Source organism: Aequorivita xiaoshiensis (genome assembly GCF_022008395.1).
Classification (GTDB): domain Bacteria; phylum Bacteroidota; class Bacteroidia; order Flavobacteriales; family Flavobacteriaceae; genus Aequorivita; species Aequorivita xiaoshiensis.
In genome coordinates this window covers 127,686-145,820 of the sequence record NZ_JAIRBB010000003.1, presented here as the reverse complement: position 1 = coordinate 145,820, position 18,135 = coordinate 127,686, and the positions used below count along the sequence as shown (strand labels likewise).

Annotated in this window: 13 protein-coding genes; 3 read left to right on the top strand and 10 right to left on the bottom strand. The window is 36.8% G+C overall.

Features of this window, described 5'->3' with window-relative positions:
* Positions 1-28: 28 nt before the first annotated feature.
* The 7 genes from K8344_RS06020 to K8344_RS05990 are packed head-to-tail and all read right to left on the bottom strand — an operon-like array spanning position 29 to position 9,892.
* Positions 29-1,090, bottom strand: coding sequence for a cytochrome c oxidase subunit II (locus tag K8344_RS06020; protein ID WP_237607846.1), 1,062 nt, complete (start codon positions 1,088-1,090; stop codon positions 29-31).
* 29 nt (positions 1,091-1,119) lie between these two features.
* A complete protein-coding gene (locus K8344_RS06015; protein ID WP_237607938.1) occupies positions 1,120-2,478 on the bottom strand; it encodes a quinol:cytochrome C oxidoreductase in 1,359 nt (452 codons plus the stop codon).
* A gap of 39 nt (positions 2,479-2,517) precedes the next feature.
* Complete coding sequence (locus K8344_RS06010) at positions 2,518-3,162, bottom strand: c-type cytochrome (RefSeq protein ID WP_237607845.1); 645 nt, start codon at positions 3,160-3,162, stop codon at positions 2,518-2,520.
* Position 3,163: 1 nt separating this feature from the next.
* Positions 3,164-3,700, bottom strand: coding sequence for a DUF3341 domain-containing protein (locus tag K8344_RS06005; RefSeq protein WP_139855572.1), 537 nt, complete (start codon positions 3,698-3,700; stop codon positions 3,164-3,166).
* 2 nt (positions 3,701-3,702) lie between these two features.
* Complete coding sequence (gene nrfD / locus K8344_RS06000; protein WP_237607844.1) at positions 3,703-5,439, bottom strand: NrfD/PsrC family molybdoenzyme membrane anchor subunit; 1,737 nt, start codon at positions 5,437-5,439, stop codon at positions 3,703-3,705.
* Between the two features lie 36 nt (positions 5,440-5,475).
* Positions 5,476-8,541 carry a TAT-variant-translocated molybdopterin oxidoreductase gene (locus tag K8344_RS05995; protein WP_237607843.1) on the bottom strand — a complete coding sequence of 1,022 codons (3,066 nt, stop codon included), beginning with the start codon at positions 8,539-8,541 and terminating at the stop codon, positions 5,476-5,478.
* A 31-nt stretch (positions 8,542-8,572) separates the two neighbouring features.
* Positions 8,573-9,892, bottom strand: a complete 1,320-nt coding sequence (locus K8344_RS05990; protein WP_237607842.1) for a c-type cytochrome — start codon at positions 9,890-9,892, stop codon at positions 8,573-8,575.
* Between the two features lie 224 nt (positions 9,893-10,116).
* Between K8344_RS05990 and K8344_RS05985 the strand changes: the two genes are divergently transcribed.
* Both K8344_RS05985 and K8344_RS05980 read left to right on the top strand, forming a co-directional pair.
* Entirely contained in the window at positions 10,117-10,512 is a 396-nt protein-coding gene (locus K8344_RS05985) for an SPOR domain-containing protein (protein ID WP_237607841.1), read from the top strand.
* Between the two features lie 1,155 nt (positions 10,513-11,667).
* The gene (locus tag K8344_RS05980; RefSeq protein WP_237607840.1) at positions 11,668-12,381 is read left to right on the top strand and encodes a T9SS type A sorting domain-containing protein; all 714 of its coding nucleotides are present in this window, start codon (positions 11,668-11,670) and stop codon (positions 12,379-12,381) included.
* 144 nt (positions 12,382-12,525) lie between these two features.
* Here the strand turns inward: K8344_RS05980 and infB are convergent, their stop codons facing one another.
* From infB to rimP, 3 genes are read right to left on the bottom strand one after another with little or no spacing between them, the layout of a single operon-like run.
* Entirely contained in the window at positions 12,526-15,381 is a 2,856-nt protein-coding gene (infB, locus tag K8344_RS05975) for a translation initiation factor IF-2 (RefSeq protein WP_237607839.1), read from the bottom strand.
* Between the two features lie 59 nt (positions 15,382-15,440).
* Positions 15,441-16,673, bottom strand: coding sequence for a transcription termination factor NusA (nusA, locus tag K8344_RS05970; protein ID WP_237607838.1), 1,233 nt, complete (start codon positions 16,671-16,673; stop codon positions 15,441-15,443).
* Between the two features lie 10 nt (positions 16,674-16,683).
* A complete protein-coding gene (gene rimP / locus K8344_RS05965) occupies positions 16,684-17,145 on the bottom strand; it encodes a ribosome assembly cofactor RimP (protein ID WP_237607837.1) in 462 nt (153 codons plus the stop codon).
* Between the two features lie 163 nt (positions 17,146-17,308).
* Between rimP and K8344_RS05960 the strand changes: the two genes are divergently transcribed.
* Positions 17,309-18,130: a universal stress protein gene (locus K8344_RS05960; RefSeq protein ID WP_237607836.1), complete on the top strand. Its 822-nt coding sequence runs from the start codon at positions 17,309-17,311 to the stop codon at positions 18,128-18,130.
* Positions 18,131-18,135: the final 5 nt, after the last annotated feature.

Here is an 18,135-nt window from a genome sequence, read left to right as displayed (position 1 = left end):
TCTTTTTAAGCTAAATTTTCTATTAATATTATTTGCTAAGTTGTTCTGCCAAGGTAGGCTGTTCTGCCAACCAAGCATTATACTCTTCTTCAGATTCAACTACAATCTTCATTTGCATATTATAGTGGCTAATACCACAAATCTTATTACAAAGAATCATATAATCAAATTCATAAGGGTCTAGAGGTTCTTCACCAGCAGCTTGAAGTTCTTTACTCTTCTCGGCTCTAATTTCATTAATGTTTTGAACCTTATTTATAATATGATCTTCTTGACGCATTTCCTCAGTTGTAACTGTAGGAGTAAAGGCAAACTGAGTAATCATACCAGGAACACAGTTCATTTGCGCTCTAAAGTGGGGCATGTAAGCAGAGTGTAATACATCCTGAGAACGTATCTTGAACAATACTTTTCTACCAACTGGTAAATGAACTTCAGTTACAACTTTATCGTCTTGACTGTTAGGGTCAGCAGGATCCACACCTAAAACGTTAACACCTTCTATCAAACGAACGTTAGCATCACCTAGTGTGTTATCATTACCACCGTAACGCGCTTTCCAGTTAAATTGTTGAGCATATAGTTCTATAACAAGTGGATCATCATCCTTATCAACATTCATGATATCTGTCCAAGTGAAAAGACCATAAATAATAAGACCGGCAAGAACAATTACAGGAATAATAGTCCAGATAAATTCTAATTTATCGTTATCGGCATAGAAAGTTGCTCTTTTAGTTTTGTTACCTCTGTAAACAAATGCAAAGTAATGTAACAACCATTGCGTTAGAATACCAGCCGCGAAAATAACGATCATAGAAATTAACATTAAGTTGTCAATTTGCTCACCGTGTTCTGATGCAGACTTTGGTAATAAGGTATCATACCATAACCAAAATGAAACAATAGTTAAGATATAGATAAAGGCTAAAAATGCTAACATTAAATAACCTTGATGGTTATTATCTTCATCCGAGGCAATATCAGAATGAGTTGTCGATTTAATCTGAGCCAATCGAAATATCCTGCTTATTTGCCAAACAGAGATTCCAAAAAGGAGAATTACTAAAATTACTAAAAATGCGGTCATCTTTAAATTTCTTCTTTTAAACTAAATGATTAAAAATGGTAGTTTTCACTTTCCTTAATAAATGGGTCGTTCTTAGGTCTAAGAGATACTTTTCCAAGTCCATTTCCAACAACCATAATGAAAAGCCCTGCAAAAAATAATAATGCAGCTATTTCAGGTATTCCAAAGCCCCAGTTGTGTCCAACTGTTGATGGCATAACTAATAGGAAGACATCTATATAGTGACCTACCAAGATGAATACTGCTGCTATAACAACAAACCATGGAACCTTTTTGAAATCGCTATTCATTAACACAAGCATTGGGAACACAAAATTAAGTATTAGCATTCCAAAAAACAATCCTTGATACTCCTGAATTCTTATAATAAAGTAAGTAACCTCTTCTGGAATATTTGAATACCAGATTAGCATAAATTGGCTAAACCATAGGTACGTCCAGAAAATGCTAAAAGCAAACATATACTTAGCTAAATCGTGTAAGTGTCTATCACTTACAAAAGACAATAGCCCTTTGCTTTTTAAGTGAATTGTTACTAAAGCAATCACAGTGATTGAAGAAACAAACATCGTTGCGAATACATACCATGCAAATAATGTACTGTACCAGTGTGGAGTCATCGACATGAACCAATCCCAAGCCATTGTAGCTTCAGTTAATAGGAAGAAGATAAGGAAGAAAACGGATGCCTTAAAATTCTTTCTATAGTGATCAAAATTATTTGCTTCAGCTTGTGCTAAAGAGTTTTTCCTTGAATAGTAACGGTAAATATTCCAACCTAAAAGATAGATTGCCGCACGGATAATAAAGAATGGGAAGTTAAGGTAACCCGCCTTTCCTTGTAAGATTTTATCTTCTGCTACTAAATCAGCATTTTGCCAAGGATAGAAATGTTCTCCTGCAAAAATTACAAGTACAAAAACAATGATTGATCCAGGTAATAAATAAGATGTTATTCCTTCCATTACTCTATATAACACAGGAGACCATCCTGCTTGTGATGCAAATTGAATTGCGTAAAACACAAGTACACCTAAAGCAATCATCATAAAGAAGAATGCAGCTACGAATGTAGCAGACCAAGGTCTAGTTTGTAATTGGTGTAATACATGTTCTTCATGTGATGAAGCTCCGTGACCTTCAGCACTTAAATCGGTTGCGTGCTCCATTGCAGCTCCTGAGTACCCTTCTTCACCTCTTGCAATATCAATAAAGTTAGCAGTATCCTCTGCATGGTCTACACCATGGTGGGCTTCTTCTTCTGCTAAAATCTTTTTAACATCGTCAATAGTTTTGGGAGTAGTCATAAACCCAAAGATTATTCCTGCAAGCCCTAGGACCATTAGAACAATAGAAAACAGTTTTAATTTACTTGGTAGCGTATACATATCTTTAGCCATTCTCTTTAATAAATCATTAATTACGTTCTACTTTTGAGTAGCGTTGTCATCTGTAACTGAGGTAAGAGACTCCGTTAATTCTTTTTCAGCTTGCACTGTTTCAAGAACACCGGGTTCACCTTTTAAGGATGCTTTTAAGTCCATTACATGCATTGCTATTTGCCAACGTTCTTTTTCCGTTGTTTGCGAAGCATATGAACCCATTGCATTCAATCCATAAGTTTGTACGTGGTAAATACCTCCTGGTACAATTGTACGTCCTGCATCAGCAAAACTTGGAATACCTAAAAACTTTTCACGAGTTGCTAAGATTCCTTTTCCATCTCCTTTATCACCGTGGCAAACTGCACAGTAAATATTGAACAAATCTGCTCCAACTTTTAAGTTTTCTTCAGTAACCTTATAAGGGTTGTCTAATTCAGCTTTAGCTAAATTTAAACCTTCAGTACTGTTTTCATAGTCGTAAGGAACAAAACCACGAGGCACAGTATTCTCCACAGGCATCATTGCTGATTGTTGTCCTGGAAAAATTTCATATTCTCCATAGGTTTCGTAACCTACCGATTCATACATATTCGGGAAGTACTGATAATTTGGCTTTCTATCGTTAAAACAAGAAGTCAAAACTACAGAGGCACAAATTGCGATTGCTATGTTTTTTAATGTTTTCATACTAGTGGTCCTGCTCATTTTCAATTAAACTAATCTCTGATGCACCTGTGTCATACAAGAATTTAGAAAGCGTTTCAACATCGTGATTATCTACGTCTACTTCCATTAAGAAATGGGCATCAGTAGTACGCGGATCTGGATTTTCTGCTTTTCTAAAAGGCCAGAGCTTACTTCTCATATAAAATGTAATTACCATTAAGTGACCCGCGAAAAATACAGTCAACTCAAACATAATTGGGATGAAAGTAGGCATGTTTTGGTAGAAAGTAAAACTTGGTTTCCCACCAATATTTTGAGGCCAATCTTGAATCATCATATAATTCATCATCAGTACAGCTACTGTTAAACCACATAATCCATAAAGGAAAGAGGTGATTGCAAGTCGTGTTGGAGCTAGACCTAATGCATGGTCTAATCCGTGTACTGGAAATGGTGTAAATATTTCGGAAATATGATATTTTGCCGCACGGGTTTGATTTACAGCCTGCAATAACAGGTCGTCATCCGTGTAAATAGCGTGTATTTTCTTTGCAGCCATAATTATTTGTTGTTTTTTAGGATTAGCGCCTGTCCAGCCCAATCATCACGTTTGGCTCTTCCAGGGAATTCACTAATAATCTCATCTAATAAATCGTATTCACGGTCAGTCATTCTACTTACCTGATCAAAAGTAAAGATGCCTATCTGATGCAGTTTATGCTCCATTACAGGTCCAACTCCATTTATCAACTTCAAGTCATCTTGCTCTTCAACATCAGGATTAAATGCTCCTATAGTTGAAAGTAATGAGTCTACTTTTGCATTATCAGAAACAACATTTTGTGAAGCTACAGGCTTTTCAACTACTGGTCCTCCGTCAAGTGCTCTTACGTGGCTAACATCATTCCCGTGTTTCGCACGTAAATTCTTGAATTTTTCACCCGAAGATTTTAATATTGTTTTCACCTCTGCTTGTGCAATTACAGGGAATGTACGCGCATACAGAAGGAATAGAACAAAGAAGAAACCAATAGTTCCTACGAACGTTCCAATATCAACAAATGTTGGTTGGAACATTGTCCATGAAGATGTTAATCTATCTTTAGTAATATTCACAACAATAATGTTGAAACGCTCAAACCACATTCCAATATTGATTATTAGGGCAACAATAAATGTCCAGATAATGTTTCTTCTGTATTTCTTAACCCATAAGGTCATTGGAACAACAAAGTTACAGATGATCAATGCCCAGAAAGCCCACCAGTAAGGTCCTGTTGCCGCACCGTATGATAGGTAAGTGTAATCCTCATAAGGAACACCCGAATACCACATCACAAAATACTCAGTAGCATAAGCGACTGTTACAATACCTCCTGTTAGCAGAATTACTTTATTCATATATTCAATATGAACAATGGTAATATAGTTTTCAAGGTTAGAAACCTTTCTCATTATTATAAGAAGCGTTTGTACCATTGCGAATCCAGAGAAAATCGCACCTGCCACGAAATATGGAGGATAAATAGTACTATGCCATCCAGGAACTACCGAAGTTGCGAAGTCAAAAGATACAATGGTGTGTACAGAAAGTACAAGTGGCGTTGCCAAACCTGCTAATACAAGTGAAACTTCTTCAAAACGTTGCCAGTCTTTTACACGACCACTCCATCCAAAACTAAGTATTCCGTAAATCTTTTTCTGGAAAGGACTTTTAGTTTTATCACGAATCATCGCGAAATCAGGAAGTAATCCCGTCCACCAGAACACTAATGAAATAGATAAATAGGTAGAAATCGCGAATACGTCCCAAAGAAGAGGTGAGTTAAAGTTAACCCATAGCGATCCAAACTGGTTAGGTATTGGAAGTACCCAATATGCTAACCACGGGCGACCCATGTGTATAATCGGGAATAAACCTGCTTGTACAACGGCGAAAATTGTCATTGCTTCCGCAGAACGGTTTACAGCCATTCTCCATTTTTGACGGAAAAGTAATAGTACTGCAGAAATAAGTGTTCCTGCGTGACCAATACCTACCCACCAAACGAAGTTAGTAATATCCCAAGCCCATCCAACGGTCTTGTTCAAACCCCAAACTCCAATTCCAGTAGAAACTGTATAAATAATACAACCTAATCCCCATAAAAATGCAATAAGGGCTATGGTAAAAACAATCCACCAAGATTTATTTGCTTTTCCTAGTACAGGAGCTGCTACATCTGCACTGATGTCTTGATAGGACTTTTCGCCCAGAACCAGTGGTTCTCTTATAGGTGCTTCGTAGTGTGACGACATATTTAATTATTAAATAATTGGTTCTTGATTAAATTATTATGCTTCAGAAGTGTTTTTAACTATCATTTGATAGAAAACGTTTGGTTTAGTACCAACATTTTCAAGAAGATAGTACATTCTGTCATCTTTTTTCTTCTTAAGTATTTCTGATTCCTCATCATTTACATCTCCAAATACCATGGCTCCAGTTTCACAAGCATTTGAACATGCTGTTGCAAATTCACCATCTCTTACTGGCCTACCCTCACGCTTAGCGTCTAGTATAGTTTTCTGAGTCATTTGGATACATAAAGAACATTTTTCCATTACTCCACGAGAACGAACTACCACATCTGGGTTAAGTACCATTCTACCTAGGTCGTTATTCATGTTGTAATCAAACTCATCATTTTCACTGTATAAGAACCAGTTGAAACGACGAACTTTATAAGGACAGTTGTTAGCGCAGTAACGAGTACCAACACAACGGTTGTAAGCCATATGGTTTTGCCCCTGACGCCCGTGAGAAGTTGCCGCTACAGGACAAACAGTTTCACAAGGTGCATGGTTACAGTGCTGACACATTACCGGCTGAAATGCTACCTCAAGGTTTTCATAGTTTGGCACCTCTACGGCTTCATAACTATCAAAAGCAGGAAGGTTTTCATACATCTCAGCTTCTTCCTTAAAGGTTTCCCCTGCAGAGTAATATCTATCGATACGCAACCAGTGCATATCACGGAATTTTCTAACTTCGGTTTTACCAACTACTGGTACGTTGTTTTCAGCGTGACATGCAATAACACAAGCCCCACATCCCGTACAAGCATTTAAATCTATAGATAAGTTAAAGTGTGTGCCGATAGTAGTATCAAATGGACTCCAGATATCCGCTTTTTTATCGCGAACTGAAATCGGAGCGTGATCGTAATCTACAACTGGAACAGCATTCCACTCGCTTACATCTTTAGTATTGAAAATCTCTAAAGTAGTATCCTTTATAATATCGTTACTACGTCCTGCCATTGTGCTTTGCAACTGTACGCAAGCAAACTCGTGCATTCCGCTAGCTTTTTCGATATTTACTTTTTGAACATTAGAAAAGTTCTGGTAAAGTGGATAGGCATTAATACCAGTTTGCATTTCTTCTTGAATAGCAGCTGTTTTACCATACCCTAAAGCTAGACCAACAGATCCTTTAGCTTGTCCAGGCTGGATAATAACAGGAACTTTTTCAAGAACAACACCACCTACCGACACGTTCACGTAACTACCGTTTAAGGCACCATTAGCAACGTTTTTATTAACAAGTCCTAACGCTTTAGCGTCTGCAGCTGAAACAGTAAGATAGTTATCCCAAGATGCTCTTGTAATTGGATCTGGGAATTCTTGTAACCAAGGGTTATTTGCTTGTTGACCATCACCAAGCCCTGTTGATGTATACAATGTCAACTCGTAACCTCCTTCTTGAGATAAAGCCCCAAGCGCACCATTAGATGTACTGTCCTGCATTAAACCAGAACCTTCAGTAGCTGGCTTAACTTCCTCCATTTTAATTTCTACTTCACTAGAAACAAAACCATCGTGAAGCGCTTCATTCCAAGAACCTCCAGACAAAATAGAACTTGTCCAAACTTCTTTTATGTAATCGTAATATTTTTTTGAATTACCAGTCCACTGCAATAGGCTATCTTGGAATTGACGTGTATTGAATAATGGACGGATTGTTGGCTGAGTAAGGCTATAAGTACCTTTCTTAATTTGCGCATCACCCCATGACTCTAAGTAGTGAGGAGTTGCAGCAACTAATTGTGCCAATGATGCTGTTTCATCTTGTTTCATACTGAATGCAAGACTCATTTCAAGCTTTTGGTAAGCTTCAGCAAATTCTTTGCTATTTGGTAGCGAGTAAACTGGGTTTACACCTACTGTAATTAATCCTTTTATACTTCCAGAAATAACGCCGTTAACAACACTCATCACTTCGCTAGTACTTCCTTGTCTAACAAGCAATGGTTTATCAACATCAATTGCCTCACTATTAGCATTGAAATCTAAAGCTAACTTTTGTGAAGCTACATCCGGCAAGCCAGTCACTAATAATGCTTTTCCTCCGGCTTTCTGAAGTTGTGCTTTTGCTTTATTTACTGCATCAGCAATATTTTCTGGTAAGCCAGAAGTACTGCCGCCGGTTAAAGCCTTAAGTATTTGTAATTGTTGAGATGGAGTTGCAGCAACACGTTTATCAGCTTTAGCACCAGTCAATGTAAAGTTAGCCTCAAATTGAACATGTCGAGACATTTTTCCATTTTTAGGCACTCTTCCTTGAGCATATCCTTTGCTATAGCTTCCTCCCTGCCAATCTCCTAAGAAATCTGCACCCACAGAAACAATAACTTCAGCTTTTGAAAAATCGTAATCTGGTAATGCGCGAGTGCCGTATTTATTTTGGAAAGCATCTAATGCAGCTGAACTAGACACAGTATCATAAACAACATGACGTACATTAGGATACTTAGAAGTAAATTCAGAAATCAACTTAGATGTAGATGGACTCGCAAATGTTTGAGTAAGAAGAACTATATCTTTCCCAGACATTTCGTTCATCTTCTGCGCAATAGCAGTATCAAACTCCGGCCACGTAACTTCAGATCCACCAACCATAGGACCAGTTAATCTGTTTTTATCGTATAATGATAAAACCGATGCGTGAACACGAGCATTTACACTTCCTCCATTTTTAGCTAAATCATTCTTCTCAATTTTGATAGGACGACCTTCGCGTGTTTTTACCAATATATTGGCAAAATCGAAACCATCCGCCATAGTAGAAGCATAATAATTTGCTACACCTGGAACAATTTCATCTGGCTGAACAACATAAGGGATAGATTTCACTACAGGTCCTTCACAAGCCGCTAAAGTAGCAGCTGCTGTAGAAAAACCTACATATTTTAAGAAATCACGACGCGTGGTAGAAGAAGCAGATAAAGCTTCTTTGTTTCCAAGAAATTCGTCCGTAGGTATTTCAGTTACAAACTCATTGTCTTGTAGCGCCTTCACAATAGTGCTGTCTTCATTCAGCTCTTCAACACTTTTCCAGTATTTCTTGTTTGATGCCATATTGCTATTTGTAATTATCCTTTTTTATTTATTAATAGTGACATTTGCCACACTCCAATCCACCCATTTCGGCGATTGTCAATTTTTCTACACCGTACTTCTTAGAAAGCTCTTCGTGAATCTTAGCGTAGTACTCATTAGACTCTAAGTTAACATTGGTCTCTCTGTGGCAATCAATACACCATCCCATTGTAAGTGGCGCAAATTGCTCCATAACCTCCATGCTCTCAACTTCACCGTGACACTTTTGACAATCGACTCCCGCTACTGTTACGTGTTGTGAGTGGTTGAAATATGCGAAATCAGGAAGATTGTGAATACGAACCCATTTTACAGGCTTTGTTTTGCCAGTATACGCTTGTTGCTCTGGATCCCATCCAACAGCGTCATACAACTTAGCAATTTCACCATCGTAAAATTCTTTTGAGTACTCATCGGTAGCAGTTTCTTCTGCTACTTCAGAAATATTTTTATGACAGTTCATACAAACATTTAACGAAGGTATCCCTGCAGTTTTACTCTTTCTAGCTGAACTATGACAGAAGTTACAATCTATCTGATTGTCTCCTGCGTGAATTTTATGCGAATAGTGAATTGGCTGAACCGGAGCATACCCTTGGTCAACCCCTACCTGCATTAAGTATCCGTAAGCGAAGTAGCTTCCAAAAAGAATAAAGAAAATAGCCGTAACTAATACCAAGAATTGATTCTCAGCAAAAGCCTTCCAGATTGGAGTACGCTTTTCTCTTTCTTCATAAACCACCCCATTAGCTTCAGCAATTCTCTTTAAGGTAGTAGATACCATATAAAGAAGAATAACTAACAACAAGAACACAAGAACTAGCGCCCCTAACACTAAAGCATTAGAAACACCCTCACCTCCTCCTGTACTTGCAGCACCTCCAGCAGGAACTTCAGCAACAACAGGCGCAGCTTTTGGCTGACTTGTATACGCAAGGATGTTATCGATATCCTCATCGGAAAGTCCTGGGAAAGCCGTCATGACAGCTTTGTTATTCTCTTCAAATAATCTCACTGCTGTTGCATCACCTGAAGCAATAAGAGCCGAACTATTACGTATCCAGCTGTACAACCAATCACGGTCAAACTTATCGGCCACACCTCTTAAGGCAGGACCAACCGCTTTTTTGTCCATCTTGTGACAGGCAGCACAGTTTGCCTTAAATAATGATTCACCCGCAGCAACATCACCTCCAGCATCAGCCGGCGCTTCCTCAGAAGCAGCTTCCGCTTCATCCTGAGAATACGAGGTAGTTGAAAAAGTTAGTACAAAGACTAACAATAGAAGTGGCAATTTTGATCGTAGATGTATAAAATTCACCTTTTTCATACTAATGGTTAAATTATTGTCGATAGTTTGGCACAGAATTAGTTAGGTTATATTTTAACAGAATTACTCTTTCCGTACCGCAAATAAAGGAGCAAAAATACATTATTAAGTCGATTTTGGAAATGCAAACAAAGTGTTAACCATTAATTTATATTAGTTCTAAATAATAAATTTGCGCTTCACTCAGTTATTAAGTTTTACATTTGCATTAAAGATATAATTATATGAAATCAACAACTTCTCACAAGATTTTTATAGCCAGCATTTTACTGATTTTAATATCAGCTAATAGCTATTCACAAAGCGCAACACTTCAGGTAAATCAGGATCCGAAAATCACACAATTGTTAGATTTGAAAAAAAGTCTTGAAAAAGACAATAAGCTAACAGATGGTTACACCATACAGCTTTATTACGGTGAATTGGATAAGGCCAACCAAATACTACGAAAATACAAGGGAAGTTTTAGCCATTGGCCTGCTTCTATTGAATACGAAACCCCGAACTACAAAGTGTGGGCTGGAAGTTTTGACACCCGTATAGAAGCGGAAAGAGCTTTGCTTAAAATACAACAAAGCTTTAGTTCTGCATTTATCCTTAAGCCAGAAAGAAGAAAGTAATTTTACACTTTTAATTTCTCTAATTTAGAAAACGAAATTTTATTCACTTTTTAGAGTTCTCAATTTCCATCAATTTATTTTTAAACCAATTTATCATGCAGTAATAGCCAAAACACTAGCTTACTCAAAATGAAATACTATTAAGTTGGCATTCATCAAATAGGGTTTTGAAATTACAGTTAAAACTAATCCTAGCTTTATTAACACAACTATTTAAAGCATTTCGATAAATCAATAGAAGTTAGTTACTTGGAATAAACTACTATGAAAAATCCAGGCCATTTATAACCATATCTTTTGTAACAAAACATACTTGGTCATTATATCTATGCTCGCAATTTATTTTACCCAAACCAACAGCATCTTCCTTCTTAAATTTTGTCACTCCCTCCATTGCCCAAGTTCCTTCTAGTGAAGTAAATAAATTAATTGTTTTTGCATCAGTAGTTTATAGGACAACAATATCTTCCCGCGGAATAGTCTCGGTAGTTTGTAATCTAGTCAAGGCGCCAATAATAAAAATCGAAATATATAGACCTTTTTGAACGGAAATTGTTTTCTGATGATAGGTATACTAAGTTAATAATAGACTTTTAAATAATGCAATTACCAAATTATTATTTAAGAAATAGTTAAAGTACATAAATCTGAAAAAAAGGAAAATCCCCCAGCATAATACAGGGAATTATCTGTTTTAAATTTCAATATTTTTACAAAATTTTAAGAAATTAAATAACTATAATCCTCGAATTATAAAATTACAAGCCTCTAGCCTTAAAGGCATTAATACTTTATCTGTTTTTATTTTATTCTTTTTTCCTATTTGCTCAAAATAAATTAGAGACAATCAATAATGTTGATGACTATAAAGATTATGATGAAGTTGAAGTAACTGTAAATTCTTACTATCTGCAAAGTTTAAGCCCTAAACCAACCGCTAACCAAGTAACAATTAATTATAAAGCCCAGGATGCCAGTTCTGCCTATTTAATGGTAACAAGCAGTAGCAACGGCGCCAGCAACAATTATATTATAGATACTACTACAAATAGTATTACAATAGACGTTTCTACCTATACTAGCGGCACTTATAATATAGCATTGGTATGCGATGGACAAATACAAGATTCAAAAAACCTTTTAAAACAATAGATTATGAAAAATACGTTTTTATTAATTATTATGTGTCCTATATGTTCAACCAACTTTGCTCAAGATATGAGGTTGTTTGAAAACCAATGGTTTTTATTTGCTCTAGAGATTGAGGGAGTAAATCACCCCGTTCCGCAAAATAACGAAGTAGGTGATGTAGAGTTGAACGTTATGGAACTATTATTTACAACAGAGTTTTGTGATTTTCTTATTCAAGGAGATGAGATAACTATTTCCAACACCGAGATAATAATACCAAATTTTATTATTACCGGCTTAATTACTTGTGAAATTCAAGAAAACATTGATTATATTGATTTATATTTCTTCCAATTCTTCAACGTTGAATTTGAAAATAAAATTTTCGAGTATGCTATTGACACAGACGGTAGCGGGTTTGCACTAACCCTCACTAACCAAGAAGGCTACAAAGCATATTATGGCAGTGTACCTTTAGGAGTTTCTAAGTTTAAAACCGCAGGGTTAACGATATATCCGAATCCCACTAATGAATTGTTGGTGATAAAAGCTTCAAATGGAACAGGCAAATTTAAAATCCAAATTTATTCAACGGAAGGAAAACTTCTAAAATCACAAAATTTACATTTTAATGGTCAATCATCAATAAACGTCTCAAACCTTTCCAGCGGTATTTATCTTTTAAATATTGAAGATGAAGAAGGGAATACTGAAACAAAAAAGTTCCTTAAAGAGTAAACTGTTACTTATACCTACAAGGAAATTGCTTAGTGCCTCGCAATTACACCTTGCAGGATACTTAGGATTTAAAATAGTTTAAACAAAAAAACGCTCCGGAAAGTTAATTTTCAGAGCGTTTTTAATATTTATAGAAACTAGTTGTTACTTCAACTTCTTTTTCACTGCTACTTCTTGGAAAGCTTCAATAATATCGTTTTCTCTAATATCGTTGTAGTTTTTAATTTGAATACCACAGTCGTACCCTTTAGATACTTCTTTCACATCGTCTTTGAAACGTTTTAAAGAAGCTAGTTCACCTGTGTAAACCACAACACCTTCACGAATTAAACGAATACCCGAGTTTCTAAAGATTTTACCTGTAAGCACCATACAACCTGCAATGGTTCCAACTTTCGATATTTTGAATGTTTCACGAATTTCGGCTGTACCAGTAATCTCTTCTTTCATCTCTGGAGATAGCATTCCTTCCATCGCATCCTTTACGTCGCCAATTGCATCGTAAATGATAGAGTACGTACGGATATCTATTTCTTCTTTATCAGCTATCTGACGTGCATTACCCATTGGACGCACGTTAAATCCAATTATAATTGCATCGGAAGCAGAAGCTAACAACACATCGCTTTCGGTAATTGGACCAACAGCTTTATGGATTATATTCACCTGAATTTCTTCAGTAGATAGTTTTTGGAATGAATCTGTTAATGCTTCCACAGAACCATCCACATCACCCTTAAGGATAATATTAAGCTCTTTAAAGTCTCCTAGAGCAATACGTCTACCAATTTCATCAAGTGTAATATGACGTTGTGTTCTTACCGACTGCTCACGCTGTAATTGGGTACGTTTAGTAGCGATAGATTTTGCTTCACGTTCATCTTCAAACACATTAAACTTATCACCCGCTTGAGGCGCACCATCTAAACCTAGTACGGATACTGGAGTTGACGGACCTGCTTCCTGAACATTTTTACCACGTTCATCTTGCATTGCCTTAACCTTACCACTATGCTGTCCAGCTAGTATGTAGTCTCCTACCTTCAAGGTACCTCCTTGCACTAGTACTGTTGAAACATAACCACGACCTTTATCTAGGAATGCCTCTACTATAGTACCATCTGCTTGTCGATTCGGATTTGCTTTAAGCTCTAATAATTCAGCTTCAAGCAATACTTTTTCTAGTAATTCTTTTACACCAACTCCTGTTTTAGCAGAAATATCGTGTGATTGTATTTTTCCACCCCAATCCTCAACCAATAGGTTCATTTGAGCTAGTCGTTCTTTAATCCTTTCTGGATTAGCAGTAGGCTTATCTATTTTGTTTATTGCGAAAACTATAGGCACACCCGCAGCTTGTGCGTGGCTTATGGCCTCCTTAGTTTGTGGCATAATATCATCATCTGCCGCTACAACAATAATTGCAATATCTGTTACTTGAGCACCACGAGCACGCATCGCTGTAAACGCTTCGTGACCAGGGGTATCAAGAAAAGCCAGTTTTTGACCACCATCAAGCTCTACGGCATACGCACCAATATGCTGCGTAATACCTCCAGACTCACCTGCAATTACATTTTCCTTACGTATGTTATCTAACAAGGACGTCTTACCGTGATCCACGTGACCCATTACTGTTACAATTGGAGCTCTTGGCAATAAATCTTCAGGAGCATCTACGTTGCGCTCTATAGACTCTTCAATATCTGCAGTTATAAATTCAACGTCGTATCCAAATTCATCTGCCACAATACTTAGCGTTTCTGCATCTAGACGTTGATTCATCGTTACCATCATTCCCAAACTCATACAAGCTGAAATAATTTTGGTAACAGGAACATCCATCATAGTTGCCATTTCACTAGCTGTTACAAACTCAGTAATCTTAAGAAGCTTACTTTCCGCTTCTTGTTGCGCCATTTCATCCTCAGTTTTCTGACGGTGGAAATCTCGTTTTTCACGACGGTACTTAGCACCCTTCCCTTTAGAAGACTTACCTTGAAGTTTTTCTAAAGTTTCGCGCACTTGTTTTTGCACTTCTTCTTCGCTAGGCTCTTCTTTAGGCGTATTTGGACGCGGCTTTCTACCTTTTCCACGATTATCTCTAAAGTTTCCACCTTTGGCAGTTTTAGGAGCTTCTTTGCTTATACGACGACGCTTACCCTTTTTGTCTTTGTTAGCGTCTGTTTTGGAATCTTTTTTCTTCTCAGGTTTTTTAAACTGAGAAAGATCAATTTTTTGTCCTGTAAAGTTTGGACCTTCCAGTTTGCGGTATTTTGTAGTTACCGTATCCGAATCTTTATTTGAAGACTCTTCTTTGGCTTCTTCTTTAGATTCAACCTTAGGCTCAACTTTCGGTTCTTCTTTAGTTTCTTTTTTAGAAACAGGAGCTTCAGCAGGCTTTTCTACTTCTTCTTTTTTAGCAGGAGGAGCTGGTTTCGTTTTTGGCTTTTCTTCTACAACCTTTTCTTTCTCAGCCTTTTTTTCTACCTCAGGTTTTTCCTCAACTTTTGGTTTTTCGGCTTTAGGTTTTTCTGCTACAACTTCAGGCTTTTCTTGTTTTTCAACCTCTACCTTTTCTTCTTTAGCAGGCTCCACCTCAACTGACTTTTCAGCAGCTTCAGGCTCTTCTTCCTTAGGTTTCCCTGTAGAAAGATCAATCTTACCTATTTGTTTAGGACCTTCAAGTTTAGCGCCAGCTCTGATTACTCGAGAAGCTTCTTCTTTCTTTTGCTTTTCTTCAAGCTCACGCTCACGCGCTAATCGAAGCTCTTCTTTCTCCTTGCGCTTTTCCTCGCCAATTTCCTTGGATTCTACTTTTTTACTTTTGTCGGTTTCAAACTCTTCAAAAAGAACTTCGTATTCATCGCCCGTTATTTTAGTGTTTGGACTTGCAACCACATCGAAACCTTTTGTGCTCAAAAATTCCACGGCACGATCCAACGAAATATTAAATTCGCGTAATACCTGACTTAGTCTTTTTTTCTTTACTCCAGCCATAAATGCTTTTTCCTGTTTTTCTTTTTAAAAAATTTGTATAAAAGTAGTCAAAGTTTCAACTACTCTTCAAATTCTTCTTTTAATATATTAATTACATCAAGAATTGTTTCTTCCTCCAAATCGGTTCGTTTAACCAAATCCTTGATATCGTGTTCTAGCACACTCTTAGCTGTGTCTAGACCTATTTTATGGAATTCTTCGATGATCCAGCCTTCTATTTCATCTGAGAATTCACGCAACTCTACGTCTTCTTCTGCGCCTTCACGAAGCACATCTATTTCATAACCTGTTAATTGACCTGCAAGGCGAATGTTATGCCCCCCACGACCAATTGCTTTACTCACTTCTTCAGGACGAAGAATCACTTCAGCTCGCTTAGTGTCTTCATTTATTTTAATTGAAGTTACTTTTGCCGGGCTTAATGCACGTGTAATATAAAGGTTAATATTACTTGTATAATTTATAACATCGATATTTTCGTTTCCAAGTTCACGTACAATACCGTGTATTCTTGAACCTTTCATACCAACACAAGCGCCTACAGGGTCAATACGATCATCGTATGAATCTACAGCAACTTTTGCTTTTTCACCAGGAATACGAACTACGTTTTTAACCGTAATTAAACCGTCAAATACTTCTGGAATTTCTTGTTCGAATAATTTTTCAAGGAAAATTGGGTTTGCGCGCGACATAATAATTGTCGGCTTATTTCCCTTTAAATCAACGCTTTCAATAATTCCACGAACGTTATCTCCTTTTCTAAAAAAGTCTGAAGGAATTTGTTTATCTTTTGGAAGAATAACTTCATTCCCTTCATCGTCCAACAATATAACAGCTCGATGGCGAATGTGATGAACCTCAGCAGTGTAAATTTCTCCTTCAAGATCTTTAAATTGCTTATAGATGATCGTATTATCGTGCTCGTGAATTTTTGAAATAAGGTTTTGACGCAATGCCAAAATAGAACGACGCCCTAGGTCGATTAACTTTACTTCTTCCGAAACATCCTCTCCAATCTCAAAATCCGGCTCAATTTTTTGTGCTTCGCTTAAAGAAATCTCTTCGTTTGGATCCTCTACTTCTCCATCTGCAACCACAACACGGTTTCTCCAAATCTCCAAATCCCCTTTATCAGGGTTTACAATTATATCAAAGTTATCGTCACTTCCATATTTCTTTTTCAGTGCATTTCTGAAAACGTCTTCAAGTATCGCCATAAGCGTTACCCTATCTATTTGCTTATCATCTTTAAACTCTGAAAAAGAATCGATTAGTGCTAAGTTTTCCATATCAATTCTATTAAAATGTTATCATCACTTTTGCTTCCATAATATCTTCATAAGGCAGAGTTGCCTCTTTTTGAACGGTAACTTTCCCCTTACCTACTGGTTTAGGCTCTCGCACAGACCACTTCAAGGTACAACTTTCTTCGTTCGCAGCGATTAATTCGCCTTCAATTTTTTCTTCGTTTTTAGTTTTCACTTTAAGCATTCTACCTAAGTTCTTTTTATACTGCCTAGGTAAAGTCAAAGGTTCTGAAACACCCGATGACATTACTTCTAATGAGAAATCATATTCCTCACGGTCCAAATTATGTTCAATTTGTCGGCTAACAGCTATACAATCTTCAACCGTAACGCCTTTATCGCCGTCAAGGATGACCCGTATTTGGTTATCTTCAGTAATATTTAGGTCGATCAAAAACAGAGATTGGTTTTCTGCTAAAGCAGTTTCTAGTAGTTGTGCTACTTTTTCTCGCATCGTTTTTTAGCTATAAAAAGAGGGGACTTTTAGTCCCCTCAGATATTTTCGTATCAAAATCGGTGCAAATATACTATAATTTTTTAATATTATAAAAATCAAGGGTAACCGATTTATTTTTGTAAATTATCATCGCTAAAAAAAATTAATCCCAAATCTATTTATGAAACGTATTTTAGTCCCTACCGATTTTTCCGAACAAGCCGAAAATGCCCTTAAAGTAGCTATAAAATTAGCTAAGAAACACAATAGTGAAGTTTACGTTTTGCACTCTTTGGAAATTCCAATGCAATACGCTACTGCTAAAGATTCAGGTAGCCTTCCTGAATCGTTGTATTTTATAAAACTTACGGAGAAACGCTTTAACGACCTTAGAAATAGCGACTTCCTTGAGGGAATAACGATAAACGAGACAATTGGTCACAACGAAATTTTTGAAGATATTAATGAGGCTTGTAAGAATTATGACATAGATCTTATCGTTATGGGATCTAACGGTGCTAGTGGGTTTAAAGAAATGTTTGTAGGAAGTAACACCGAAAAAGTTGTTCGCACCTCCGAGGTTCCAGTTTTGGTGATAAAAAATAATCATTCAGAATTTAATGTGGAGGATTTTGTTTTTGCAACTGATTTTTCTGAAAATTCACGTGGTACATTAATTCAAGCTTATGATTTTGCTAAGAAAATTGACGCAAAACTACATTTGCTATATGTGAACACGCCTGCAGGTTTTAAAACTTCTGGGCAAGCTCAGAAATTAATGGAGGATTTTGTAGATGGTATTGCGATTGAAAATTACTCTCTAAATATCTATAACGACACTTCTGTAGAAAAAGGAATACTAAACTTCACAAAATTTATAAATGGCGAATTAATCGGTATGGCCACCCACGGACGCAAAGGTATTTCACACTTTTTTAATGGAAGTATCAGTGAGGATATGGTTAACCATGCTAATATGCCAGTAATTACTTTTAAGAAATAAAGAAA

Coding starts and splice junctions, on each gene's coding strand:
- K8344_RS06020 (WP_237607846.1), bottom strand. CDS start 1,090: ATGACCGCATTTTTAGTAATTTTAGTAATTCTCCTTTTTGGAATCTCT.
- K8344_RS06015 (WP_237607938.1), bottom strand. CDS start 2,478: ATGTATACGCTACCAAGTAAATTAAAACTGTTTTCTATTGTTCTAATG.
- K8344_RS06010 (WP_237607845.1), bottom strand. CDS start 3,162: ATGAAAACATTAAAAAACATAGCAATCGCAATTTGTGCCTCTGTAGTT.
- K8344_RS06005 (WP_139855572.1), bottom strand. CDS start 3,700: ATGGCTGCAAAGAAAATACACGCTATTTACACGGATGACGACCTGTTA.
- nrfD (WP_237607844.1), bottom strand. CDS start 5,439: ATGTCGTCACACTACGAAGCACCTATAAGAGAACCACTGGTTCTGGGC.
- K8344_RS05995 (WP_237607843.1), bottom strand. CDS start 8,541: ATGGCATCAAACAAGAAATACTGGAAAAGTGTTGAAGAGCTGAATGAA.
- K8344_RS05990 (WP_237607842.1), bottom strand. CDS start 9,892: ATGAAAAAGGTGAATTTTATACATCTACGATCAAAATTGCCACTTCTA.
- K8344_RS05985 (WP_237607841.1), top strand. CDS start 10,117: ATGAAATCAACAACTTCTCACAAGATTTTTATAGCCAGCATTTTACTG.
- K8344_RS05980 (WP_237607840.1), top strand. CDS start 11,668: ATGAAAAATACGTTTTTATTAATTATTATGTGTCCTATATGTTCAACC.
- infB (WP_237607839.1), bottom strand. CDS start 15,381: ATGGCTGGAGTAAAGAAAAAAAGACTAAGTCAGGTATTACGCGAATTT.
- nusA (WP_237607838.1), bottom strand. CDS start 16,673: ATGGAAAACTTAGCACTAATCGATTCTTTTTCAGAGTTTAAAGATGAT.
- rimP (WP_237607837.1), bottom strand. CDS start 17,145: ATGCGAGAAAAAGTAGCACAACTACTAGAAACTGCTTTAGCAGAAAAC.
- K8344_RS05960 (WP_237607836.1), top strand. CDS start 17,309: ATGAAACGTATTTTAGTCCCTACCGATTTTTCCGAACAAGCCGAAAAT.